The sequence below is a fragment of the Sulfitobacter sp. HNIBRBA3233 genome (assembly GCF_040149665.1).
Taxonomy (GTDB): domain Bacteria; phylum Pseudomonadota; class Alphaproteobacteria; order Rhodobacterales; family Rhodobacteraceae; genus Sulfitobacter; species Sulfitobacter marinivivus.
Genome location: NZ_JBEFLP010000001.1, coordinates 1,289,005 through 1,312,297, shown reverse-complemented (window position 1 = coordinate 1,312,297; position 23,293 = coordinate 1,289,005). Strand labels below are relative to the sequence as shown.

The window sequence follows — 23,293 nt, the reverse complement described above, 5'->3', positions numbered from 1 at the left end:
CGACAAAGATAAGTCCCACCTGCGTGCCGCCTTAGCTCAGTTGGTTAGAGCGCTTGATTGTGGATCAAGAGGTCCCTGGTTCGAGACCAGGAGGTGGTACCATCTTCCTCTTTAAATTCAGCGTATTGTCGGGCAGCGTTAACGCTCTGCCTTAACTGTATGTTTGGCCGTTCGAGCCGCCACGGGGCCGATTCAGCGCCCGGTCTTTGCCGCTATTTCACGTCGACCGTCTGGCGCAGCGCGCCGGTCATACGGTCAAATATCAGTATCTGGTTGCGATCCGTGACCACGGCGTACCAATCCTGGCCTTGGGTGAGGGCTGTCGCACGCGCCCCGTCGGGGAGCGTTATTTCGGCAGGCAACGGCGGGGTGTGGGTGCCGAGGCGGGTGACAAGCAGCCCGATTACGACTACGACACCGCCAATCATGACCAAGGTCAGCACCGTCACCATGCGGCGCAAAAACCGCAGGTTGCCCGGTTCAGGAAGCTCGTCCATGTCGCACCGCCGTATCACATTCATCCTCGGCGAAACGCCGCCGCCCCGTCTTGATAAGGCGCTGGCGCGGGATGTGCCAGAGGACGCCGCATTGTCGCGCACCCGGCTGGCACGTCTGATCGAGTCCGGTTCGGTTTATGTGAACGAGGAAATCCAGCGCGACCCGCGCGCGGTTGTGGGCGAGGGTGCCAAGATCGACATCGACGTCGAGGAAGCGGAAGAAAGCCATATCCAGCCAGAGGCAATCCCGCTCGATATCATTTTCGAGGATGAAGACCTGATCGTCGTTAACAAGCCCGCGGGCATGGTCGTGCATCCCGCACCCGGATCGCCGTCGGGCACGCTGGTGAACGCGCTTCTTGCCCATTGCGGCGACGATCTGTCCGGTGTGGGCGGCATGAAGCGCCCCGGTATCGTGCACCGGATCGACAAGGACACCTCGGGGCTGCTGGTCGTCGCGAAATCCGATGCGGCGCATCACGGGCTGGCCAAGCAGTTCGAGGCGCATACCGTGGAGCGCTACTACCGCGCCTTGGTCTACGGCGTTCCCGATGCCAACGATCCACGGCTCAGGGGGGTGAAGGGCGCGAGTTTCGAGACAGGCAATATCCTGAAGCTGACAACGCAACTGGCGCGCCACCGGACCGACCGGCAGCGGCAGGCGGTCCTGTTTCAGGGCGGCAAACACGCCGTGACCCGTGCCAGATGCATCGAAACTTTTGGCGTGCCGCCGGTTCTGGCGTTGATGGGATGCTGGCTCGAAACCGGGCGCACGCACCAGATCCGTGTGCATATGGCCCACGCGGGCCACAGCCTTGTGGGTGATCCGGTCTACGGCGGGCGCCGCAAGCTGCCCAAGGCGGCGCTGTCGGAGACCGCGACAGAGGCGGTGCGCGGGTTCGACCGGCAGGCGCTGCACGCGGCAGTCTTGGGGTTTACACATCCACTCAGCGGTGAGCTGATCCGGTTCGAAGCGCCTTTGGCGCAAGACATGGAAGATCTGCTAAGCTGCCTCACCTGATTATGCTTTGCGCAAATCGTGACAAAACGTAGCACTGTAACGAAATGCACGATGGGGTGATCCGTGCGGATGGATCATTCCTCGTTAACAATCGTTGTGTAGGTATGAACGTGAACCGCGCGGCACAGACTTGTATGTGTAAATCACCGCGCCCATATGGTATGTTAAACCTCGTAACATGGGGTTTCAGGGACGAAGGATAGAAACATGGCGAATTACGCAAACCTGCCCGCACCCACGCCGGAAGGTGGCCTCAACCGCTATATGCAGGAGATCCGAAAGTTTCCCCTGCTGGAGCCGGAAGAGGAATACATGCTGGCCAAACGCTGGGTCGAGGAACAGGACACCGAGGCGGCGCATAAAATGGTGACATCGCACCTGCGTCTGGCTGCGAAGATCGCGATGGGCTACCGGGGCTACGGTCTGCCGCAGGCCGAGGTGATCTCGGAGGCGAACGTGGGCCTGATGCAGGCGGTAAAGCGCTTTGATCCCGAAAAGGGATTCCGGCTGGCGACCTACGCGATGTGGTGGATCCGCGCGTCTATTCAGGAATATATCCTGCGCTCCTGGTCCCTGGTGAAGCTCGGCACGACATCGGGTCAGAAAAAGCTGTTCTTCAACCTGCGCAAGGCCAAGAACAAGATCGGCGCGCTGGAAGAGGGCGATCTGCGGCCCGAAAACGTCGAGAAGATCGCGACGCAGCTGGGTGTGACCGAAGCGGAAGTCATCTCGATGAACCGGCGGATGTCCGGTGGCGATGCATCGCTGAACGCGACTGTCGGCTCCGAAGGCGAAGGCACGATGCAATGGCAGGACTGGCTGGAGGATGAAGACGCCGACCAGGCCAGCGATTACGAAGCGCGCGACGAGCTGGAAACGCGCCGTGAGATGCTGGCAGAGGCGCTCGAGGTCCTGAACGACCGCGAGAAGGATATCCTGACGCAGCGCCGCCTTTCCGACGAGACTGTGACGCTGGAGGATCTGTCTGGACAGTACGACGTCAGCCGCGAACGGATCCGCCAGATTGAGGTGCGCGCGTTCGAGAAGCTGCAAGCGCGCATGCGCGAAATCGCCAAAGAAAAAGGGATGATGGCGAACGCATAAACCGATTTTTCCCTGAAAGGGCGCTCTGACAGGGGCGCTCTTTTGTCTTGCGCAGGGTTTTCGGGGGCCGCTACCTTGGTTGGGCCTCGCGGGTGTAGACCGGAAGGACTGAAAACCCGACCTTCGAGACAAGCGATTTTCTGACGCAGCAGGCCGTTTTTGCTATGATTATGGTGTAGCCAAGCGGCGGTTGAAGCATCCCCGGGGATCAAATCCCCGGTGTGATGCGTTGGGGGGTATAGACTGACACCCGAACCGGGATGGAAAGGATAAAGCGATGGCAGGAGGATGGGCACGTGATGGTGCGGTATCGGAGCAGATAGAAGCCTCTATCAGCGATGAACTTGCACGGCTGAAGGCGCGGCGTGGGCCCGAAGGCGAAAGCCGCACCCATTGCGCGGAATGCGAGGAACCTATTCCCGAAGCCCGCCGCAAGGCGCTTCCCGGCGTAAAGCTGTGCATCGACTGCATGCAGGAACGCGACGGGCGCCAGCAGGCGCGCGGCGGAATCAACCGGCGCGGGTCGAAAGACAGCCAGTTGAAGTAAAGCAAGCACCGGCGCGGCCCGCCTAGGCGAGCCGCGCGAAAGTTCAGGGCATGAGCACGGTGTCGATCGCGTGTATCACCCCGTTCGAGGCGACGATATCGGGCATCCTCACGGTCGCACCGTCGACGCGAACACCGTTCCTGCCGTTCATCCGCAGACGACCCCCTTCAAGCGTATCAAGCCGCCCGCGTTCCCCTGCCAGAGCCGAGGCAGGGTAGGCCCCCGGAACGACATGATAGGACAGCAGCGCAACCAGATCGTCGCGGTTTTCGGGGCGTAACAGCGATTGCACCGTGCCTGCCGGCAGCGCGGCAAAGGCCGCGTCCGTGGGCGCGAACACCGTGAACGGCCCCGGCCCCGCAAGGGTTTCGGTCAGCCCCGCCGCCGAGATTGCCGTGACCAGTGTCGAGAAATCGGGATCGCCAGCCGCAACATCGACGATGGATCCGCTGGATGCGATGGTCGTCGCGCATCCCGCGACCGACAACAGGCCGACAGCAGCGGCTGAGGTGAGAAGAAATCTGCGGTTCATTGGTATCTCCCTTTGCAATGGTTCAGGGGGGATACGTCTGGCCGCGCGAATGGTTCGCGGTTGCCGGGCAGAGTTTGGCGGTCCGGGCGCGTCGCGTTGTCGCGCCCGGACTGCCGGATCAGTCTTCCATCGCTTCCAATTCGTCGATCATGCCCGAGATCATCGAAAGCCCCTTGTCCCAGAAGGCCGGATCGGACGCATCAAGGCCGAAGGGGGCCAGCAGGTCCTTGTGGTGCTTCGACCCGCCCGCCTTGAGCATGTCGAAATACTTGTCCTCGAACCCCGGCTTGCCCTCTTGGTAGACCGCATAGAGCGCGTTCACCAATCCGTCGCCGAAGGCGTAGGCATAGACGTAGAAGGGGGAATGCACGAAATGCGGGATATAGGCCCAGAAGGTATCGTAGCCTTCCATGAACTCGAACGCAGGTCCGAGGCTTTCACCCTGCACCGACATCCACAGCGCATTGATATCCTCGGGCGTCAGCTCGCCACCGCGCCGGGCCTCGTGCAGCTTGCACTCAAAATCGTAAAAGGCGATCTGGCGGACGACCGTGTTGATCATGTCCTCGACCTTGCCGGCCAGCAGCACCTTGCGTTCTGATGTCGTCTTGGCCTTGTCCAGCATCTTGCGGAAAGTCAGCATCTCGCCGAAGACACTCGCCGTTTCGGCCAGCGTCAGCGGTGTCGACGACAGCATTTCGCCCTGACCGGCGGCCAGCACCTGATGAACCCCGTGGCCCAGCTCGTGCGCGAGGGTCATCACGTCACGCGGTTTGCCCAGATAGTTCAGCATCACGTAGGGGTGCACGTCGGTGACGGTGGGGTGGGCAAAGGCACCGGGTGCCTTGCCGGGCTTGACGCCCGCGTCGATCCAGCCATCGGTGAAGAACGGCTTGGCGATTTCGCCCATACGCGGATCGAAGGCTTCGTAGGCCTCCATCACGGTCGCCCTTGCCGTGTCCCAGCCGACTGTCTTGGGCTCTTCCATCGGCAGGGGCGCGTTGCGGTCCCAGACCTGCATCTTGTCCAGCCCCAGCCACTTGCGCTTGAGCTCGTAGTAGCGGTGGCTCAGCTTGGGATAGTTGTTGACCACCGCATTGCGCAGCGCCTCGACGACCTCGGGTTCGACGTGGTTGCTGAGGTGTCGCGCGGTCTGCGCGGTTTCCATGCCGCGCCAGCGGTCAAGGACTTCTTTTTCCTTGGCCTGCGTGTTGTGGATGCGCGCGAAGGTCTTGACGTTGTTCTGGAACACGCTGGCCAGTTCGCGCGCCGCGGCCTCGCGGTTGTCGCGGTCCGGATCGGTCAGCAGATTCAACGTGCCCTCGATGCCGAGGATCTCGCCGTTCACCTCGAATTCAAGGCCCGCGATGGTTTCGTCGAACAGCCGCTCCCACGCGTCCCCGACAACGCCGAGATCGTGCAGGAATTTCTCCATCTCGTCGGAAAGCTGGTAGGGCTTCATCGCGCGGATGCGGTCGAACACTGGCTTGTAGCGGGCCAGATCGTCGTTGGCGTCGAGCAGCGCGTCGAGGTGATTGTCTTCGAGCCTGTTGAGTTCAAGAGTGAAGAAAACCAGCGGAGTGGTGAAATTGGTGATCTTCTCCTGCATGTCAGACATGAACTTTGCGCGGCTGCCGTCCGTCGTCTGCTGGTAGTAGCGCAGGCCCGCGAAGGACATGATGCGCCCCGCGATCTGGTTGATCTTCTCGTTGCGCAACACGCAGTCCAGCAGCCCGTCGGCATCCAGCGCGCCAAGCTTGCCTTCGTAGTCCTCGGCAAAGCTGCGGCAGGCCTGTTCCAGCCAGTCCAGATCGCGCTTCAGCTCGGCTGCGTTTTCACCGGTATAGAGATCGTCGAGGTCCCATTCGGGCAGGTCGCCGAAATCCTTGCCACCTCCGGCGTTTGCGTCGCGTACGGGAAAGGGCAGTTGGAACATCTCGTCACCTCGGTTGTGTCAGTCTTTGGCCAACAGGTAAGGCTGCATGCCCCGGGGGGCAAGGCATCTTGCCGCCGCGGCAGCACCGGACAGCTAAAAATGCGGCGGCTCAGCCGTATTGGGCCAGCATCTGCTTGAGATCGTCGAGCGTGTTGGCCTCGGCCATGGGTTTGTCCTGCCGCCAGCGCAGCATCCTCGGAAAGCGCAGTGCGACGCCGGATTTATGGCGGGGGCTGGCCTGAATGCCTTCGAACGCGATCTCGAAGACGTGGTGGGGCGTGACCTGCCGCACAGGGCCGAAGCGCTGCTGCGTGTTCTTGCGCACCCAAGCCGTGATCTTGCGGAACTCGGCGTCGGTCAGGCCGGAATAAGCCTTGGTAAAGGGCACCAGATCGTCGCCGTCCCAGACTGCGAAGGTGAAATCGGTGAACAGGTTCGCCCGCCGCCCCGATCCCGATTGCGCATAGATCATCACCGCGTCGATGGTCAGCGGCGCGAGTTTCCATTTCCACCAGTCGCCTTTCTTGCGCCCCGACAGATACGGGCTGTCGGCGCGTTTCAGCATCAGCCCCTCGGCATAGGCCTCGCGCGCGTTGTCGCGGTAGGCGTGCAGATCCTCCCACGCGCTGAAGGGCAGTTGCGGCGACAGGCGGACGGGCGCATCGGGCGGCAGACCGGTACAGAGCGTCTCCAGCATGGCGCGGCGGTCCGCGAAGGGGCGCTCCCGCACGTCCGCGCCCTCATGCTCCAGCAGATCGTAGGCGTGCAGCATGACCGGCGCCTCTTTCAGCAGTTTTTTCGGCACCGTTTTGCGCCCGATACGCGGCTGGAGCGTGTTGAAGCTTTCGGGGTGGTCGCGGTCCGCGTGCCAGACCAGCAACTCGCCGTCCAGAACCGTGCCGTCGGGCAGGTAGTCGACCGCGCGCGCCAGTTCGGGAAAGCGGTCTGTCATCAGCTCTTCGCCGCGCGACCAGACGAAATGCTCGCCCCCGCGCAGGATCAGCTGGCCGCGGATGCCGTCCCATTTCCATTCGGCGCGCCAGTTCTGCGGCGTCTCGAGGTCTTCGGGCCCGTTTTCCAGCGCGTAGGCCAGATAGAAAGGATAGGGGCGCGAGGTATCGGCGCTGGCGTCCTCGGCTTCGATCAGCGCGTGCCACGTCGTGTCGTCGGGATGCCAGTTGCCCATCAGGCGGTGTGCCAGTTCCGCCTCGTCACGGTCGGTGGCGCGGGCCAGTGCGCGGGTCATCAGCTTCTGGCTGACGCCAACCCGCATGCCGCCGGTGATGAGCTTGTTGAACACGAAGCGCTCGGTGCCGCCCAGCCGCGCCCAGGCGTCGAGGACGAAGGCCTTCTTGGCCTCCTCGTCGGCCTTGTACACCTCGCGCAGGTCCGCGATCCACTGCGACAGGGGGCGATTGTCCGTGGTCTCGTTCGGCGGCAGGACCAGTGCAATCGTTTCGGCCAGATCGCCCACGATGGGGTAGCATTCCTCGAACAACCACAGGGGGATGCACGCAACTTCGGCACCCCATTCGCGCAGCTTCGTGGTGGTGACCGCGCGCTTCGGTCGGCGGCCCGAGAAGAGCGCGATCGTCCACAGCTTGTCGATATCATCCGTTACCTTAAAATATTCTGATAACGCATTGACCTTGATCGTGGTTTTCGTGCTTTGATCGATTGCATTGAAGAGGTCGGCATAGGCCTTCATGCGGCATCCTCCGCATCGTCCGACCGGTCGAGGCTTTCCCCCTCGAACTGTGTCGGCACTACCTCGGCGTTCCAGCCGTTTTCATTAAGGTATCGCGCGAATACATCCGTGTAACCATGTGTGACGTATACGTTTTCGGATTCAGTTTCCTTGATTGCCCAAAGCAGCCCGTTCCAGTCCGCGTGATCCGAGATGACGAAGCCTCGGTCGCCTGCGCGGCGGCGCCTGACGCCGCGCATCGCCATCCAGCCCGAGGCAAAGCCGGTTTCCTGCGCGCCGAACTTGCGCGACCATGCCGATCCCATCGCAGAGGGCGGCGCGATGACCATCGCTCCCGGATGTGTCTTGGCGCTGATGTCCTTGTCGGCCAGCACGGTGTCGGGCAGGGCGATGTCCTGTTCGCGCAGCACCGCGTTGGTGTTTTCAACCGCCGCGTGGCACAGGATCGGGCCGATTGAGGGGTCCAGCATCGTGATCAGCCGCTGTGCCTTGCCAAGCGAATAGGCCCCCAGTATCGCGGTTTTGCCCGCCGCCGCGCAGTCACGCCACCAGCCGTTGATCTCGGCGGCGATGTCGGCCTGTGCGCGCCAGCGGAACACGGGCAGGCCGAAGGTGCTTTCGGTGATGAAGTGATGGCATTTCACCGGCTCGAACGGGGTGGACAGGCCATCGTCGATCACCTTGTAGTCGCCGGAAGCAACCCAGATTTCACCGGCTACTTCGACGCGGATCTGCGCCGCGCCGGGGACATGGCCCGCGGGATGGAAAGACACCGTTGCCCCGCCGATCTGCCGGCGTTCGCCGTAGGCGATGCCTTCGGCCGCGATGTCGCCCAGACGGTGGCGCATGACGGGCAGGGCGTCATGGGTCGCCAGATAGCTGTCCATGCCCCAGCGGGCGTGGTCGGCGTGCCCGTGGGTGATCAGCGCGCGCGGCACGCGGCGCCACGGATCGATATGGAAATCTCCGGCAGGGCAATAGATGCCTTCGGGGGTGAATATCAGGGCGGGTTCTCGGCTCATGGCGCACCAGATAGCGGTGCGGGCCGCCGGGGCCAGCGATCAGCCGGTCGTGGTGTCGAGAAAGAGGGCCGAAATCTCGTCGAAGATCGGGGTGCGGATGCTGGGAAGCTCCATCAGGACCTCGTGTTCCGCGCCCTCGATCATCCGCAACGCGCCGCCTTTCCAATGCTCCATCCGGGCGCGGATGCGCGGCACGTCGACGATGCGTTCATTGGTGCCGACAAAGGTCAGGCAGGGCATGTTTGGGGCCGCGCGCCCGGCGAGGTGCCGGGTTTCTGCCAGCGCCTCGCGCAGCCAGATGACGCTGGGGCCGCCCAGTTGCAAGTCGGGATGCGCCTGCACCTGCAATTGCATCATCTCGAACATTTCGGCGTCCGTTGTCAGCACGTTGTCCTCGAACGGATCGGTCAGCACGTAAGGATCGCGTTTCGTGCCCGGGGGCAGACGGTGCCCCTGATGGATGCGCGGCAGCAGGTTGGTGATGATCTTGGCCGGAAGCCGCATGTGCGGGGCGATATGGATCCCCCACATCGGTCCGGTAAACGCAGCCGCCTGAACGCCGATGCCTTCGATCACTGCGCGCAGGCCGATGCAGCCGCCCATGGAGTGCGCCACAAGGAAATAGGGGCGCGGCAGGTTCAGCTCGCGCACGGCCCGCATCAGCGCGGCCACGTCTTTCTGGTAGTCGGAAAAGAGATCGACATGCCCGGTCAGCGGATCGTCCAGCAGCCGGTCGGCAAGGCCCTGACCGCGCCAGTCTATGGCGATGGTCGACAGGCCGCGTGCCGCGAAATCGGCGGCGGCGGGGCCGTATTTCTCGATGTATTCGGTCCGGCCGGGGAACAGCAGCACCGTGCCCCGGTCGGTTCCTTTCGTCCAGATGCCCAGCCGGATGCGTTTGCCGTCGGACGTGTCTGCCCAAACCGCACGGCCCCCATCGGGGCCGGGATCAACATCCGTGAACAGGGGGGCATCGGTCAGGGCCATGAGGCGGCCGGATCAGGCCAGAACTGAGGCGAGTTTCATCGCCATGCCCATGTCGCCATCGACTTTCAGCTGGCCCGCCATGAAGGCGGCTGTCGGATTCGTGTCACCTTCGAGAATGCCGCGGAAGGTCTCGGGGTCCGCGCTCAGCGTCACGTCCGCTTCCTCGTCGCCCGCGCGCGCGCCGTCGTCGTCGATCATGACACAGCCTTCGCCCTCGATGTCGAATTTCGCGGTGCCACCGAGGCCCCCCGACATCTTTTCGTTCAGGACCTTGACGGCTTCGTTGACGATATCACTCATATGTGAGTCCTTTTTGGCAATTGGTGACCCGTGCCTCTGGAAATCGGCCCGTCACCTGTTACGTTCACAATTGTTATGCGTATTCGAACCGTCAACCTCAAACATGCCGTTGCGACACTTGGTGTCGTCTTGTTGCTTGGTGTCCCTGCGCAGGCGCAGGATCAGGACGTGTTGATCGAAAAACTGCGCACCGCGACCCCCGAAGAAGCGGCGAACGCCCAGCGTGATCTGGAGCGGGAATGGTCGCGGTCGGGATCGGCTGCGATGGACCTTCTGCTCAAGCGCGGGCGCGAGGCCATGGCGGTCGGGGATTTCGATGTGGCGATCGACCATCTGACAGCCCTGACCGACCACGCGCCGGATTTTGCCGAAGGGTTCCACGCGCGCGCCACTGCCTATTTCCGTGCCGAACTATACGGCCCCGCAATCGACGATCTGGAGCGGACATTGGCGCTCAACCCGCAGCATTTCAACGCGATCTTCGGGCTGGCCGTGATGTTCGAGGAGTTCGGCCGCACGCGGCAGGCCGCGCAGCTTTACCGGCGGGTTCTGGCGTTGAACCCGCATCATGAAAATGCAACCAAGGCGCTCGAAGGTCTGAAGAAAGACGGCATCGGCCGCACCCTCTGATCGCGAAGGAATGATGCGGTGGATACGCGCGGAAGAGTTGTGGCCGTTCTTGGCCCGACCAACACAGGCAAGACGACATATGCCATAGAGCGGATGCTCGGACATCGCACGGGCATCATCGGTCTGCCGCTGCGGCTGCTGGCGCGCGAGGTGTATGACCGTATCGTTGCCGCGCGCGGCCCGTCGGTCGTGGCGTTGGTAACCGGCGAGGAGCGGATCGTGCCGCCGCGCACCCAGTACTGGGTGTGCACGGTCGAGGCGATGCCGGAAGGCATGGGGGCCGATTTTGCCGCCGTCGACGAAATCCAGCTTTGCGCCGATCCCGAACGCGGGCATGTCTTTACTGACCGGCTGCTGCGGATGCGCGGCCTGCACGAGACGCTGTTCATGGGGTCCGACACCATGCGCGGCACCATTGCGGCGCTGGTCCCCGAAGCGCAGTTCATCAAGCGCGAGCGGATGTCGGAGCTGACCTATTCGGGCCAGAAAAAGATCAGCAGGATGCGCCCGCGCAGCGCCATCGTCGGGTTTTCGGTCGAAAACGTCTATGCCATCGCAGAGCTGATCCGCCGCCAGAAGGGCGGTGCCGCCGTGGTGATGGGCGCACTCAGCCCCCGCACACGCAACGCGCAGGTGGACATGTACCAGAACGGCGAAGTCGATTTCCTGGTGGCAACGGACGCGATCGGGATGGGGCTGAACCTCGATGTGGATCACGTGGCGTTTTCATCGCTGAGCAAGTTCGACGGACGGCGGATGCGTCCGCTTGCCCCCAACGAGCTGGCGCAGATCGCGGGCCGTGCGGGGCGGGGCATGAAGAACGGCACCTTCGGCGTAACGGGCGATGCCCGGCCTCTCGACGAAGGGGTGGCACGGGCGATCATGGATCACCAGTTCACGCCCCAGAACAAGGTCTTGTGGCGCAACCCGGCGCTGCAATTCGGATCGGTGGACCGGCTGATCATGTCGCTCGAGGAAAAACCCGACAACGAGCGGCTAGTCAAAGCCCGCGAGGCAGACGACCTGCGCGCGCTCAAGATGCTGGCCGATGACGCCGAGATCGCGGCGCGCGCGACCGATGGCCCTTCGGTGCGTCTTTTGTGGGATGTATGCCGGATTCCCGACTTCCGCGGGATCAGTCACGCCGAGCACGCGAGCCTTCTGGAAGTGATTTTCAACCACCTGCACGAGCGCGGGACGATCCCGGACGACTGGCTCGCGCGGCAAATCCGACGCATAGATCGAACCGATGGCGACATTGATGCGTTATCCAAACGACTGGCGTTTATCCGCACGTGGACCTACGTCACCCAGCGCAAAGGCTGGACCAACGACGAAACCCATTGGCGCGGAGAAGCCCGTGTCGTAGAAGACAGACTGTCGGACGCCTTGCACGAACGTCTGACCCAAAGATTTGTAGACCGGCGCACATCCGTGCTTTTGCGCCGGCTAGGACAGAAGGAAGCCATGGTGGCCGAAGTTAATGATACCGGTGAAGTGACCGTCGGAGGCGAATACGTAGGCAAACTGGAAGGGTTCCGGTTCCGCGCCGACAAGGGGGCGGGTGCCGCCGAAAGCAAGACGATCAAGACCGCTGCCTTGCAGGCGCTTGCGCCGCAATTCCAGCTTCGGGCCGACCGTTTCTACAACGCGCCGGATACGGAAATCGATTTTACCGAACAGGGTGGCCTCATGTGGGGCGACACGGCTGTCGGCAAACTGGTTGCGGGCTCCGACAACCTGAAGCCCAACGTCGAGGTTTTCGTCGACGACATCGCGGGTGCTGACGTGGTCCAGAAGGTCCAGCGCAGGCTGCAACACTTCATCGAGCGCCGGATCGCCACGCTGTTCGAGCCGCTGATCGCCATGCAGAAGGATGACGCGCTGACGGGTCTTGCCCGCGGGTTTGCGTTCCAGATGGTCGAAAACTTCGGCATCATCCCCCGTGCGCAGGTCGCCGACGAAGTCAAATCGCTGGATCAGGACGCGCGCGGTGCGCTGCGCAAGCACGGGATCCGTTTCGGCCAGTTCACGATTTTCATGCCGCTTTTGCTGAAACCCGCGCCCACGCGTCTGCGTCTGGTGCTGTGGTCGCTCCAGAAGAACCTTGGCGAGTTCCCTGAATCGCCGCCGCCCGGCCTTGTCACCATCCCGGTCGAGGCTGGCGCACCGCAAGGGGCCGACACCATGTCTGGCTACCGTAACGCGGGCACACGGGCGATCCGCATCGACATGCTGGAGCGTCTGGCGGACATGCTGCGCGCCGAGGATTCGCGCAGCGGCTTCGAGGCCAAAGCGGATATGCTGTCGATCTCCGGCACAACGCTTGAACAATTCGCCGACCTGATGGAGGGGCTGGGGTACCGCGCCGAACGCGGTGAGCGCCCCAAGGCCAAGCCTGCGGACAAGGTTGTCCCCCATGACGGCACCGAAGAAGCGATGCCGCCCGCGGCCGACACGGATGTGCCGGAAAAGACGCTCAATGATGCAGCACCTGCCGAGGATGCCCCGGACAAGCCCGTGATGGACGTGGCCGCCGAACAGCCGGACGGCGGCGTGGTCGACGCGGCCGAGCCCGTGCAGCCCGCGGACACTTCGGAGCGGGTCGCCGAGATGCCCGACGACGGGATTGCACCGATTGCGGATGCACCCTCCGAACAGCCGGAAGTCGACGACAATATCCCCGACACTCCCGCCGAGGAAATCGATCCCGGCACGGAGCCCTACGCCGAGATCGAAGGACAGGAGATGGAAGTCTTCTATACCTTTACCTGGGCGCGTCCGCCGCGCCGTCAGGGCGGTGGCGATGCACGCGGGGCAGGCGGCGGTGGCCGCAACAAACCGAAGTCCCAGCAGCCGCGTGGCAAGAAAGGCGGCGGAAAACCGGCGCAGGGGGGCAAGGCGCAGAACTTCTCCTCCAAACCGCCGCGCAAGGAAAAAGCCATCGATCCCGACAATCCCTTCGCCGCCGCGCTGATGGGGCTGAAAGGCGATAAGTGACCGCAGCCGCAGCGGAGAAACTGCGGCTGGATAAATGGCTGTGGTACGCACGGTTCTTCAAGACACGCTCGCTTGCCGCGACCATCGTGGCGGGCGGGCATGTGCGGATCAACGGGACGCCGACATCGAAACGGGCGGCCACGGTCACGCCGGGCGACGTGCTGACCTTCCCCAAAGACGATCATGTTCGCGTGATCCGGATCGAAGCCTGCGGCACAAGGCGCGGACCGGCGCCCGAGGCGCAGGCGCTATACACCGATCTTTCGCCGCCGCAACCGCGCGACAAGGACGCCCGTCCCGAAAATCCCGGCTATGACGGAAAAGGTCGTCCGACCAAGCGCGACCGCAGGCAGCTTGATCTTTCTCGGTCCCGCCACCTTGATTGATGGAAGCCGCTGATTTAGCTAGTGCCCAACTTCATATGACAGAGACCTCCCCATGACATATATCGTCAACGATGCGTGCATTGCCTGCAAGTACACCGACTGCGTAGAAGTCTGCCCGGTCGACTGCTTTTACGAAGGCGAGAACATGCTCGTCATCCACCCAGATGAGTGTATCGACTGCGGCGTGTGCGAGCCCGAATGCCCCGCCGACGCCATCCGTCCGGATACCGAGCCGGACATGGAAAAATGGGTCGAGTTCAATCGCAAGTATTCCGAGCTCTGGCCGGTGATCATCACCAAGAAAGACCCGTTGCCCAACGCCGAGGAGATGGACGGCAAGGAAGGCAAGATGGAGCTCTTCTCGGAAACGCCGGGCGAGGGCGGCTGAAAACCGATTCGCGCGGTTTTTGGCGCGGATCCGTCCGAAGGCCTTAAATGCTTGACCATGACGCTTCTGCGGGGCCGCTTCCAGCGGCCTCATTTTTGTGGTATGATTGCGTAATGCAAGTGAAACACGCACATAAAATCGCCGCCGGATTGCCGCGGCGCAACTGATCCGTCACCACCACGCCGACAGACCGGGCTTTGGCCCGATGTCTTGCGTGTTTTTTTCCGTGTCCTGCCTTACAGGGCACGACCGAGCCAGGAGCCTCAAGAGTATGACCAAATCCAAGAAACTTGATTTCCGCCCCAACGAATTCGTCGTCTACCCCGCCCATGGCGTCGGGCAGATCATTTCCGTGGAAGAGCAGGAAGTCGCTGGCATCAAACTGGAACTTTTCGTGATTTCCTTCGAGAAGGACAAGATGACCCTGCGCGTGCCCACGCACAAGGCGACCGAGATCGGGATGCGCGCGCTCAGCTCTCCGGACGTGATCAGCCACGCGATGAAAACCCTCAAGGGCAAGGCCAAGGTCAAGAAAGCGATGTGGTCGCGCCGGGCGCAGGAATACGAACAGAAGATCAATTCGGGCGATCTGATCGCGATTGCCGAAGTCGTGCGCGACCTGCACCGCACCGACGAGCAGCGCGAGCAAAGCTATTCCGAGCGTCAGCTTTACGAAGCGGCACTCGAGCGTCTGACCCGCGAAGTCGCTGCGGTGTCCGGTGGCGATGAAATGGCCGCAGCCAAGCAGGTCGGAGACGTTCTCGAAAGCCGCGTCGCAGCCTGATCCGCCGGACAACGGTGCCGAAATCCAACCGCGTCTGCCACACCCGGCAGGCGCGGTTTTTTCATGCCACGGCGGCAGCGCAGAGCAGCAGGACCGCCAGTTCCGCCAACTGTTGTGCTGCGCCCAGAACATCGCCCGTCTGCCCGCCGATCTTGCGTCTTGCCAAGGTGCCAAGGCCGGCACCGACGGCGATCACGGTGAGGGCGGCCAGAATGCCGGCACTGCCGAGGATCGCGATCGCCAGCACGCTGCCGATCCCGAGGGCCACGAGGGCGGACGCCATGGCAGGGCGCCCGACGGAATGTGACAGACCGTCGTCACGGGCGTGGGGCAGGGTCGCCATCAGCAGTGGCATCACAGCGCGCGACAGGACCGCCGCGGCGATCATCGTGCCGATGCCCTCCGCCAGCAGCAGGGTCAGCGCGCTCCACCGCAGGCCGGTCACCACGACCAGCGCCAGAACACCGTAGGTGCCGATCTGGCTGTCGCGCATGATCCGCAACCGGTCGGGCGTTGTCACAGCGCCCCAGAACCCGTCGAACAGATCCGCAAGCCCGTCTTCGTGCATCGCACCGGTTACCATCATCATCCCGGCAATCGCCGCGCCCGAGACCGCGACATCGGGCAACCCCAGCGCGGCAGCCGCCAGCGCGCACAGGGCGGCGAAGCTGCCGACGACCACGCCCACAACCGGATAGGCCCAGACCGCGCGCGCGCCGTTGGCGAAAGCCTCGGCGGGCAAATGCGGCATCGGCAGGCGGGTGAGCAGGACCAGCGCAAGCCAAAGTTGCTTCACAGGGTCGTTTTTTCGCACGTGTCTGCCCCTTTCTGCGCTTGTGAGCCTCGCGCCATTGGGTAAACAGGCTGGACCGGTCTGGCAATGAAGAGGTGTAGAATGGCTGAGTTTTCCGATCTTGCGGGGTTTCGCGCGCTCCTCGGCCAGATGCCTGACACTGATGCGGCAGCACAGCGCGAGGCGCAGGCCCGCGACGGCACATTGACCAAGCCGCCGGGATCACTGGGGCGGCTGGAAGAGTTATCGCTCTGGTACGCGTCATGGCGTGCGCAGGCCCGCCCCCGCGTGACGGCACCGCAGATCATCGTTTTCGCGGGAAATCACGGCGTCGCGGCGCGCGGTGTCTCTGCCTTTCCGCCCGAAGTGACGGAACAGATGGTGCTGAACTTTCAGGCGGGCGGGGCGGCGATCAACCAGCTCGCCCGCGCGGCGGGTGCGACGCTGGATGTCCATGCGCTGGACCTCGATACACCCACCGCCGATTTCACCGCAGGCCCGGCCATGACCGAGGCCGAGGTGACCGCAGCCTTGGCGCGCGGCTGGGATGCGGTCAACGATCAGTCGGATCTGCTGGTCGTGGGCGAAATGGGGATTGGCAACACCACGCCGGCCGCCGCGCTGGCCGCAGCACTTGTGGGCGGCGATGCGGGTCTTTGGACCGGTCGCGGGACCGGCGTCGATGACACAGGCCTCGCGCTCAAGACGGATGTGGTGGCCGAAGGGGTGGCGCTGCACGCGGGGCAGGGTGACGGGCTCGAGCTGTTGCGCCGGCTTGGCGGACGGGAGCTGGCCGCGATGGCGGGCGCGATCGCGCGCGCACGCGCCCTGCGCATTCCCGTGATCCTCGACGGGTTCATCTGCACCGCAGCCGCCGCCTGCCTCGAGCATACGGTCAAGGGCGCCCTCGACCACTGCGTCGCGGGGCACCTCAGCGCCGAAGGGGCGCACGCGCGCCTGCTTGACAGTCTTGGCAAGGATCCGATCCTGTCGCTCGGTCTGCGTCTGGGCGAGGCATCGGGCGGCGCGCTGGCGATCAACATCGTCAGATCCGCGCTGGAATGCCACAGCGGCATGGCCACCTTTGCCGAGGCCGGGGTCAGCGACGGCTAGAGGGTTCGTGGGGAAAGCGCGCGTCAGGCGCTTTTCTTGTCGTCCTCGTCCGTGCGGTTCAGGAAAGCTGTTTCCAGATCCTTTTCCAGCGCCTTGGCGCGGGCAACGTAGGCTTTGTTGTTTACCGGATCGACATCCGGGCGCCACAGCTCGGCCAGTTCGCGGATCGACATCCGGTCGTGCTGGTAGAAGATCCGCTGCGCCTCTGCGGCCTCGTATTCCGACAGGCCGAGGTTTTCCAGAACGTAGCGGCCCGCGCGCAGCGAGCTGTCGAACATCTCGCGGACGATGTCGTTCGCACCGGCGCGGAACAGGTGGTAGACATCCGTGCGGTCGTGCGCCCTTGCCACGATATGCAGATCGGGCCGCTGGGCGCGGGCGTATTGCACCAGCGCGCGCGCGGATTGTTGATTGTCGAGAGCGACCACCAGCACTTTTGCCTCGGCCAGACCGGCCTTGCGCAGGATGTCGGCGCGGGTCGGATCTCCGAGAAACGCCTTGAAGCCGAAGCGGCGCATGACCGAGATCGTCTTGGGGTTGTTGTCCAGAACCACGGTTTCAAAGCCCGACGCCTGCACCAGACGGTTCACGATCTGGCCGAAGCGGCCCACGCCCGCGATGATCACGGGGCCGGATTCGTCGATCTCGTCGTCGGGAGGGCGCACATGCGCCTCGGCCGAGCGGCGCGAGATGAAGTCGTAGAGAATGAACAGAAGCGGCGTGATCAGCATCGACAGGGCAATCACCAGCAGCAGGGTTTCCGCCACCGGATTGGGCATGACACCCGTGGTGACAGAGAAGCTGACCAGCACGAAGCCGAACTCCCCCGCCTGTGCGAGACCCAGCGCGAAAAGCCAGCGGTCGCGGCCCTTGAGTTTGAACAGCCATCCCAGCCCGAAGAGGATCAGCCCCTTCACGATGATGACCAGCAGTGCCATCCCCATGATAATGGCGAAATCCGCCGCCAGAAGCTCGAAATTGATCCCCGCGCCGACGGTGATGAAAAACAGCCCGAGGAGCAGCCCCTTGAACGGCTCAAGGTCGGTTTCCAACTCGTGCCGGAATTCGGAACTGGCCAGCACCACACCGGCCAGAAATGCGCCGAGCGCCGGTGACAGGCCCACGATCGTCATCAGGGCAGAGATACCCACGACGATCAGCAGCGCCAGAGCGGTATACATCTCGCGCAGCTTTGCGGCGTGGATGAAACGGAACACCGGCCGGGTGAAGAATACCCCGACAACCACGATGCCCACGACTGCGCCGATGGTGACCAGCGTCACGCCCCATGCCGGAAGGCTCTCGATCAGGCGCACGGCTGCGACGGCGGCTTCGGGGCTGTGCGCGCCTGCCGCCTCGTGGCCGCCGCCGCCGGCGCCCTGTGCCGCGCCCTCGCGCAGGATCGACCCGTCTGGGCCGACGACAGTCGGCAGCGTGACCGCGAGCAGGGGCAGAAAGGCAAGAATGGGAATGACTGCGATGTCCTGCGTGAGCAGCACGGAAAACACCGACCGTCCGCCAGCGGTCTGCATCAGCCCTTTTTCGGACAGGGTTTGCAGCACGATCGCGGTAGAGGACAGCGACAACGACAGACCGATGGCAAGCGACACGCCCCACGGCTGGTCGTAGGCCATCGCGATCCCCATCAGGGCAAGCGAGCTGACGACAACCTGCAGCCCGCCCAGGCCCAGAAGCTTGTGTCGCATGTCCCAGAGCGCCTTCGGCTCGAGTTCGAGGCCGATCAGGAACAGCATCATCACCACGCCGAATTCGGCGAAATGCTGCAGATCCTTTGTCTCGGATCCGACCAGCCCCAGGGCCGGGCCGATGATGATGCCTGCGGCCAGATACCCCAGCACCGATCCCAGCCCCAGCCGCGCGGCAATGGGCACCGCCAGCACCGCGGCGGCGAGGTAGATCGAGGCTTGGAACAGGAAACCTTCCATGTCGTATCCTTTTGGTCACGCCACACCGGCGTTCAGGTTGGTAGCGGGCCGTCGCGTTTCAGCTGGTCCATCACGATCTGGCTTTGTACGCGCGAGACCGCTGGATGTGGCAAGAGCACCTCGTGAATCAATCTGTTGAGTGCAGGTAGGTCTTCACAGTAGACGCGCAACAGGTAATCCGCATCCCCGGTCATGGTCCACGCGCTCACAATTTCGTTTCGCGCGGCGATAAGCCGCCCAAAGCTGTGCGCGTGTTCGGGACCGTGGATCGACAGGTGAACCTGTACGAACCCCTGCACCGCAAGCCCGAGCCGCCGCGCATCGACCCGCGCGGTATAGCTTTCGATGACGCCCGAGCTTTCCAGCCGCTGCCGCCTGCGCCCCGCCTGCGAGGGCGACAGGTTCAGACGTTCGCCCAGCTCTTGCGAGGTCAGGTGAGCGTCCTGCTGAAGGGCGGCGAGAAGCCGCTTGTCCATATCATCAAGCATATGCGCGAAATCCACGTTTCTGACGGATACTATGCGCAAACTGCGCGAAGATCACCAGTCCAACGTCCGAAATTGCGCAAAAATAGCGGCGGATGAGTGGTAACCTGCCTGCCAAATCAACACCGACAGGAGATTCAGACATGGGCCCTTTCCCCCACGACGCGCCGAAATCCAAGATCACGGCAGAGAACCCCGCCGGAACCGATGGCTTTGAATTCGTCGAATTCGCCTCTCCCAACCCCGAAGAGCTGCGCGAGGTGTTCCGCAAGATGGGTTACACCCATGTCGCGAACCACAAGACCAAGGGCATCGAATTGTGGCAGCAGGGCGATATCACCTACGCACTGACCCACGACCCCGACAGCTTTGCCGCCGGTTTTGTGGCAGAGCATGGCCCCTGCGCCCCCTCCATGGGCTGGCGCGTCGTGGATGCGCAAAAGGCGCTGGCCCATGCGGTCGCCAACGGGGCCGAGGAATACAAGGGCGGCGGCAAGGTTCTGGACGTGCCCGCGATCAAGGGGATCGGCGGGTCGCTTCTGTATTTCGTGGACCAGTATTACGACACATCCCCCTACAACTGGGAATATGACTGGATCGCCACGTCAAAGCCCGAGGGCGTGGGGTTCTACTACCTCGACCACCTGACGCACAATGTGTTCAAGGGGAACATGGATAAGTGGTTCAAATTCTACGGTGATCTGTTCAACTTCCGTGAAATCCGCTTCTTCGATATCGAGGGCAAGTTTACCGGCCTGTTCAGCCGCGCGCTGACATCGCCCTGCGGCCGTATCCGCATCCCGATCAACGAAGACCGGGGCGAGACGGGGCAGATCGTTGCCTATCTCAAGAAATACAACGGCGAGGGTATCCAGCATATCGCCGTGGGCGCGCGCGACATCTACGACGCGACAGATGCGATTGCGGAGCGGGGGCTGCGGTTCATGCCTGCGCCACCTGACACCTATTACGAGCTCAGCAAGGACCGCGTCACGGGCCATCAGGAACCGCTGGACCGGATGCGCAAACACGGCATCCTGATCGACGGAGAAGGCGTGGTGGACGGCGCAGAAACGAAGATCCTGCTGCAGATTTTCTCGAAGACCGTGATCGGTCCGATCTTCTTTGAATTCATCGAACGCAAAGGCGATGACGGCTTTGGCGAAGGCAATTTCAAGGCACTGTTCGAGAGTATCGAGCAAGAGCAGATCGACAGCGGCGAACTGGCGACGGAGTAATCCGGCGCTGCGGCGGTCGCGTCACGTCACAATACCGGAACGCGGGGTGCAAAGGAGCGCGCGCCCCGCGTTTTTCTTTGCCCGATGATGTCAGGAGTTGGGGCCGGAAGGCGGTATCAGCCTTTCGGCATTTTCAGCACGACGTTGCGGCCCCGCTTGGTATAGCGCAATTCGTCGTTCCCGATTGCCGAGACGCGCCCGCCGTCGATCGCGTCGCCAACGCGCACCTTCTTGTAGCGGCCGTTGGACAGACGCACCAAGGCCCGGCGGCTCGACGGTTTTCCGTAGACTCCGATCAGGTTCACCTGGCGCAGGTTGATCGCGTTCTTGACGGTTGCCGCTTTGGACACGGATGCTTTCGACGGGATCTTGGGGGCGACAGCGCGCGGTGCCACGGCGGCGGCAGTTGCCACTTGGGTCTCGCGTGGCGGTTGGGCGCGCTGGGCCTTGGCCACGATCCGGTCGAAATTGCGTGGCCGTGTGTCGGGCCGCCGGGACTGGGTCGTGGCAAAACGGGTGGCGTTTTCGATGGCGGGGGCTTCTGCGGCGGGCGGCAGGGCAAGCGCGGCAGCCGCTGCCGCTGTTGCCGCTTCTGCCGCGGCGCGTGCGCGCGCCTCTTCGTCGGCCTTCGCCTGCTCGCGCTCTTCATCCGCGCGTTCCTGCAGCGACCGGGGGCGCAGCGACGGGCGGAAAGCGGCAAGTTCCGAGAATGTCACACCACCCAGCTGGGCGCGTTCGGTTGTCTCTGCCAGCCCGGTGGGCCGCTGCGTGGGCCGGAACGCGGCCAGCAGCGGCGCGGGCGTATCTTCGGCGGCGGTTGCGTCCTCTTCCGGGTCCTCAGCGAAGCGTGTCGGCGGCAGCGGTGGCTTGACCGGTGGGCTGGCGGCGACGAGCGTATAGCCTCCCGGTGCCACAACGCCGCTGTCGGTGGGCACGATCAACCCGTCATCGCCGATCCGCGCGCTTTGCCCGAAGGGCGGCGGTGAGGGGATCGAGGCCAGCGTCAGGTCCGTATCGAATGCTTCGGGGTTTTGCAGTGCGATCGCGTCTGTCGCGCCGCTGCTGCCGTCGATCCCGATCTGGAAAACCGGACGCTGGTCCAGCTCGGGCCGGCCCGGAACATCACGCGGCGCAAGGGGCCAGATGCCGCTGACGGCGTATCGCGCCGCGGCTTCCTGTTCGCTGATGACCGGCAGCTCCGGTTCGGCGCGCGGAGCAAGGGCGGCATCGACTGTCGCGGTCTCGGAGGCGGAGAGAACGGGATCGAGTGCTGCAACCTGCGTGCCCTCGGCGGTGGGGGTGGTCGTATCCTGGTTGTCATCCGGGACGCGGATCACCTCGGGGGTGATCTGGTTCTCGGGGGCGGAGGCCACCGCACGGTCGCGGTCGCCGCCGAAGAGGCTTGCGATCCCGTCATCGAGGAACACCGCCGCCCAGGCCGCGACACCGGCGAGGAAGACCAGCAGGATCACGGTCATGATCAGGCCAAGGAAACGCGGTTTGCCGCCGATGTCCGCAGCGCGCGCACCGAAGACGGTCATCCGCTCCTCCTCGCTGCTGGCTGCGGGCAGCCTGTTCGCGGGGGCAGGGACCGGTGCGGCGGCCCCCTTGCGGGGCTTGCGACGGCTCAGAAAGCCGCCTTTCTTGTTTGCGGGCGCGGCGACCGGCTCTTCGTCGGGGGGCGGCGTTTGCGTCAGGGAGCTGCTGTCGGGCTGCGGTGTGATCCGCGGTGCCGCTGCTTTGCCCGTGCGCGTCGCGGGCTGTGGTGCGCGGCGGCTCGCAAAGCCCACGGCGGGTGCCGCCGCCGGCGCAGAAACGGCGCGCGCGGCAGAAAGTGTGGGTTTCTTCGGGGCCGGCGCGAGGGGCGCATCCCCCTTCGACTGCGGCTGAAGCGCCGCGACCGGAGCCGCAGCGGCCTTGTCGGAGCGCGCGGAAGGCTGCGCTGGCGATGCTTTGGGCGCGGTATCGGGGCGGGGCGCGACCTTCGGTGCGTCCTCCAACGGATCATCGGCCAGTTCCTGCGCCGTCAGGCTGCGGTCGGCGAAGGCGGGCAGGGGCGGTTCGTCCGGCACGGTATCCGCATCTGAAGACGGTTTTTGATCCGCCGCTTTGCCCGAAGGTGCGGCTTCAGGCGCGTCTTCGGCGGGCGAGGGCGGTGTCGCGGCTGTTTGTGCGGGGGCCTCGTCCGGTTTTTCTGTCTCGGCTTCGTGCGCGTTGTCGGAGGGATCCTGACCCGCGACCGTTGGATCGTTGTCCGGGGCTTCTGCGCCGGTTTCCGTCGAGGCCGCAGCTGTCAGCGCGGCGGGGTCGATCTTGCCGACCACAACGACGGCTATACCGTCCGGTTCCACCTCTTCGCCGTCTTCCAGCAGATCGTCCGCTGCTTTCGTCCTGCCGAAAAACGGCTCGCCCAGATAGGGTGCGTCTTCGGGCATGCCCACAAAGCTGACCGGGTGGAAACGGTGTTCCTGCGCGAACCCTTCCGCCTCCGAAAGGGTTTCGCGGGCAACAGCCGCGACATGGGTCAGCGGCCCGTCCTGCGAGATGTCGAACGCCAGATCTTCGACCTCGTAGGGGGTGGCGTTTTCGAGCGCTTTCGCGGCTTCCTTGCGCCGTGCCTGCGTGGACAGGCCGGGCGTTTCGATGGTCAGGTATTTGATCTGGCTCGCGGGGATCACGAGCTTCGACCGAAGACCGCCGGGTTCGAGGCTGACGGCGGTCTTGCGCAGAACGGCCAGCTCTGCCGCGAGATCGTCCGAAGAGACGCTGACCTCGCCAACCTCCCTCCAGCCGCCTGCGGCGCGGTGCAGCAGCTGGATGCCTTCGAACGACAGGGAAAGAGCAAAATTAGGCTTCATGCCATGCCTTTATCACGG

The 23,293-nt window shown here is 63.8% G+C and carries 21 protein-coding genes and 1 tRNA gene; 11 read left to right on the top strand and 11 right to left on the bottom strand.

Annotation, left to right across the window (positions count from 1 at the left end):
* Positions 1-25: 25 nt before the first annotated feature.
* Positions 26-102: transfer RNA gene (locus tag ABMC89_RS06275), tRNA-His, on the top strand.
* Positions 103-212: 110 nt separating this feature from the next.
* On the opposite strand, the gene ABMC89_RS06270 is transcribed toward ABMC89_RS06275, so the two are convergent.
* Positions 213-497: a DUF6476 family protein gene (locus ABMC89_RS06270; RefSeq protein WP_349566316.1), complete on the bottom strand. Its 285-nt coding sequence runs from the start codon at positions 495-497 to the stop codon at positions 213-215.
* On the opposite strand from ABMC89_RS06270, the gene ABMC89_RS06265 reads away from it, so the two are divergent.
* The 3 genes from ABMC89_RS06265 (at position 496) to ABMC89_RS06255 (ending at position 3,169) form a co-directional block, all read left to right on the top strand.
* A complete protein-coding gene (locus tag ABMC89_RS06265; protein ID WP_349566314.1) occupies positions 496-1,518 on the top strand; it encodes an RluA family pseudouridine synthase in 1,023 nt (340 codons plus the stop codon). The two genes, ABMC89_RS06270 and ABMC89_RS06265, sit on opposite strands and share 2 nt — an antisense overlap.
* Positions 1,519-1,725: 207 nt before the next feature.
* A complete protein-coding gene (gene rpoH, locus ABMC89_RS06260; protein ID WP_349566312.1) occupies positions 1,726-2,622 on the top strand; it encodes an RNA polymerase sigma factor RpoH in 897 nt (298 codons plus the stop codon).
* 277 nt (positions 2,623-2,899) lie between these two features.
* On the top strand, positions 2,900-3,169 hold the full coding sequence (locus tag ABMC89_RS06255; protein ID WP_349566310.1) for a DksA/TraR family C4-type zinc finger protein: 270 nt from the start codon (positions 2,900-2,902) through the stop codon (positions 3,167-3,169).
* A gap of 43 nt (positions 3,170-3,212) precedes the next feature.
* Here ABMC89_RS06255 and ABMC89_RS06250 read toward each other — a convergent pair whose 3' ends face one another.
* The 6 genes from ABMC89_RS06250 to ABMC89_RS06225 all read right to left on the bottom strand — a co-directional run bounded on the left by ABMC89_RS06250 (position 3,213) and on the right by ABMC89_RS06225 (position 9,654).
* Complete coding sequence (locus ABMC89_RS06250) at positions 3,213-3,701, bottom strand: fasciclin domain-containing protein (protein WP_349566308.1); 489 nt, start codon at positions 3,699-3,701, stop codon at positions 3,213-3,215.
* A gap of 118 nt (positions 3,702-3,819) precedes the next feature.
* A complete protein-coding gene (locus tag ABMC89_RS06245) occupies positions 3,820-5,637 on the bottom strand; it encodes a M3 family oligoendopeptidase (RefSeq protein WP_349566306.1) in 1,818 nt (605 codons plus the stop codon).
* A 109-nt stretch (positions 5,638-5,746) separates the two neighbouring features.
* Complete coding sequence (locus tag ABMC89_RS06240; protein ID WP_349566304.1) at positions 5,747-7,345, bottom strand: ATP-dependent DNA ligase; 1,599 nt, start codon at positions 7,343-7,345, stop codon at positions 5,747-5,749.
* Positions 7,342-8,367, bottom strand: a complete 1,026-nt coding sequence (locus tag ABMC89_RS06235; RefSeq protein ID WP_349566302.1) for a ligase-associated DNA damage response exonuclease — start codon at positions 8,365-8,367, stop codon at positions 7,342-7,344. The genes ABMC89_RS06240 and ABMC89_RS06235 overlap by 4 nt, the downstream gene beginning before the upstream one ends.
* A 39-nt stretch (positions 8,368-8,406) precedes the next feature.
* The gene (locus ABMC89_RS06230; protein WP_349566300.1) at positions 8,407-9,354 is read right to left on the bottom strand and encodes an alpha/beta fold hydrolase; all 948 of its coding nucleotides are present in this window, start codon (positions 9,352-9,354) and stop codon (positions 8,407-8,409) included.
* Positions 9,355-9,366: 12 nt separating this feature from the next.
* On the bottom strand, positions 9,367-9,654 hold the full coding sequence (locus ABMC89_RS06225) for an SCP2 sterol-binding domain-containing protein (RefSeq protein ID WP_349566298.1): 288 nt from the start codon (positions 9,652-9,654) through the stop codon (positions 9,367-9,369).
* A gap of 75 nt (positions 9,655-9,729) precedes the next feature.
* Between ABMC89_RS06225 and ABMC89_RS06220 the strand changes: the two genes are divergently transcribed.
* The 5 genes from ABMC89_RS06220 (at position 9,730) to ABMC89_RS06200 (ending at position 14,842) form a co-directional block, all read left to right on the top strand.
* The gene (locus ABMC89_RS06220; RefSeq protein WP_349566295.1) at positions 9,730-10,284 is read left to right on the top strand and encodes a tetratricopeptide repeat protein; all 555 of its coding nucleotides are present in this window, start codon (positions 9,730-9,732) and stop codon (positions 10,282-10,284) included.
* A gap of 18 nt (positions 10,285-10,302) precedes the next feature.
* Complete coding sequence (locus ABMC89_RS06215) at positions 10,303-13,284, top strand: helicase-related protein (RefSeq protein ID WP_439655638.1); 2,982 nt, start codon at positions 10,303-10,305, stop codon at positions 13,282-13,284.
* Complete coding sequence (locus ABMC89_RS06210) at positions 13,281-13,670, top strand: RNA-binding S4 domain-containing protein (RefSeq protein ID WP_349566293.1); 390 nt, start codon at positions 13,281-13,283, stop codon at positions 13,668-13,670. The genes ABMC89_RS06215 and ABMC89_RS06210 overlap by 4 nt, the downstream gene beginning before the upstream one ends.
* Positions 13,671-13,722: 52 nt before the next feature.
* Positions 13,723-14,058 (top strand): ferredoxin FdxA, encoded by a 336-nt coding sequence (fdxA, locus tag ABMC89_RS06205; RefSeq protein WP_349566291.1) that lies wholly within the window; start codon positions 13,723-13,725, stop codon positions 14,056-14,058.
* Between the two features lie 271 nt (positions 14,059-14,329).
* On the top strand, positions 14,330-14,842 hold the full coding sequence (locus tag ABMC89_RS06200; RefSeq protein ID WP_349566289.1) for a CarD family transcriptional regulator: 513 nt from the start codon (positions 14,330-14,332) through the stop codon (positions 14,840-14,842).
* Positions 14,843-14,903: 61 nt separating this feature from the next.
* On the opposite strand, the gene cobS is transcribed toward ABMC89_RS06200, so the two are convergent.
* Entirely contained in the window at positions 14,904-15,638 is a 735-nt protein-coding gene (gene cobS / locus ABMC89_RS06195) for an adenosylcobinamide-GDP ribazoletransferase (RefSeq protein WP_349566287.1), read from the bottom strand.
* A gap of 99 nt (positions 15,639-15,737) precedes the next feature.
* Here cobS and cobT point away from each other — a divergent pair, with 99 nt between their 5' ends.
* Positions 15,738-16,748, top strand: coding sequence for a nicotinate-nucleotide--dimethylbenzimidazole phosphoribosyltransferase (gene cobT, locus ABMC89_RS06190; protein ID WP_349566285.1), 1,011 nt, complete (start codon positions 15,738-15,740; stop codon positions 16,746-16,748).
* Between the two features lie 23 nt (positions 16,749-16,771).
* Here the strand turns inward: cobT and ABMC89_RS06185 are convergent, their stop codons facing one another.
* Entirely contained in the window at positions 16,772-18,694 is a 1,923-nt protein-coding gene (locus ABMC89_RS06185; protein ID WP_349566283.1) for a cation:proton antiporter domain-containing protein, read from the bottom strand.
* Positions 18,695-18,726: 32 nt separating this feature from the next.
* On the bottom strand, positions 18,727-19,182 hold the full coding sequence (locus ABMC89_RS06180) for an Lrp/AsnC family transcriptional regulator (protein WP_349566281.1): 456 nt from the start codon (positions 19,180-19,182) through the stop codon (positions 18,727-18,729).
* Between the two features lie 140 nt (positions 19,183-19,322).
* On the opposite strand from ABMC89_RS06180, the gene hppD reads away from it, so the two are divergent.
* Complete coding sequence (gene hppD / locus ABMC89_RS06175) at positions 19,323-20,417, top strand: 4-hydroxyphenylpyruvate dioxygenase (protein ID WP_349566279.1); 1,095 nt, start codon at positions 19,323-19,325, stop codon at positions 20,415-20,417.
* 116 nt (positions 20,418-20,533) lie between these two features.
* Here hppD and ABMC89_RS06170 read toward each other — a convergent pair whose 3' ends face one another.
* Positions 20,534-23,275: a hypothetical protein gene (locus tag ABMC89_RS06170; RefSeq protein WP_349566277.1), complete on the bottom strand. Its 2,742-nt coding sequence runs from the start codon at positions 23,273-23,275 to the stop codon at positions 20,534-20,536.
* Positions 23,276-23,293 lie beyond the last annotated feature (18 nt).

Coding starts and splice junctions, on each gene's coding strand:
- ABMC89_RS06265 (WP_349566314.1), top strand. CDS start 496: ATGTCGCACCGCCGTATCACATTCATCCTCGGCGAAACGCCGCCGCCC.
- ABMC89_RS06270 (WP_349566316.1), bottom strand. CDS start 497: ATGGACGAGCTTCCTGAACCGGGCAACCTGCGGTTTTTGCGCCGCATG.
- rpoH (WP_349566312.1), top strand. CDS start 1,726: ATGGCGAATTACGCAAACCTGCCCGCACCCACGCCGGAAGGTGGCCTC.
- ABMC89_RS06255 (WP_349566310.1), top strand. CDS start 2,900: ATGGCAGGAGGATGGGCACGTGATGGTGCGGTATCGGAGCAGATAGAA.
- ABMC89_RS06250 (WP_349566308.1), bottom strand. CDS start 3,701: ATGAACCGCAGATTTCTTCTCACCTCAGCCGCTGCTGTCGGCCTGTTG.
- ABMC89_RS06245 (WP_349566306.1), bottom strand. CDS start 5,637: ATGTTCCAACTGCCCTTTCCCGTACGCGACGCAAACGCCGGAGGTGGC.
- ABMC89_RS06240 (WP_349566304.1), bottom strand. CDS start 7,345: ATGAAGGCCTATGCCGACCTCTTCAATGCAATCGATCAAAGCACGAAA.
- ABMC89_RS06235 (WP_349566302.1), bottom strand. CDS start 8,367: ATGAGCCGAGAACCCGCCCTGATATTCACCCCCGAAGGCATCTATTGC.
- ABMC89_RS06230 (WP_349566300.1), bottom strand. CDS start 9,354: ATGGCCCTGACCGATGCCCCCCTGTTCACGGATGTTGATCCCGGCCCC.
- ABMC89_RS06225 (WP_349566298.1), bottom strand. CDS start 9,654: ATGAGTGATATCGTCAACGAAGCCGTCAAGGTCCTGAACGAAAAGATG.
- ABMC89_RS06220 (WP_349566295.1), top strand. CDS start 9,730: ATGCGTATTCGAACCGTCAACCTCAAACATGCCGTTGCGACACTTGGT.
- fdxA (WP_349566291.1), top strand. CDS start 13,723: ATGACATATATCGTCAACGATGCGTGCATTGCCTGCAAGTACACCGAC.
- ABMC89_RS06200 (WP_349566289.1), top strand. CDS start 14,330: ATGACCAAATCCAAGAAACTTGATTTCCGCCCCAACGAATTCGTCGTC.
- cobT (WP_349566285.1), top strand. CDS start 15,738: ATGGCTGAGTTTTCCGATCTTGCGGGGTTTCGCGCGCTCCTCGGCCAG.
- ABMC89_RS06185 (WP_349566283.1), bottom strand. CDS start 18,694: ATGGAAGGTTTCCTGTTCCAAGCCTCGATCTACCTCGCCGCCGCGGTG.
- ABMC89_RS06180 (WP_349566281.1), bottom strand. CDS start 19,182: ATGCTTGATGATATGGACAAGCGGCTTCTCGCCGCCCTTCAGCAGGAC.
- hppD (WP_349566279.1), top strand. CDS start 19,323: ATGGGCCCTTTCCCCCACGACGCGCCGAAATCCAAGATCACGGCAGAG.
- ABMC89_RS06170 (WP_349566277.1), bottom strand. CDS start 23,275: ATGAAGCCTAATTTTGCTCTTTCCCTGTCGTTCGAAGGCATCCAGCTG.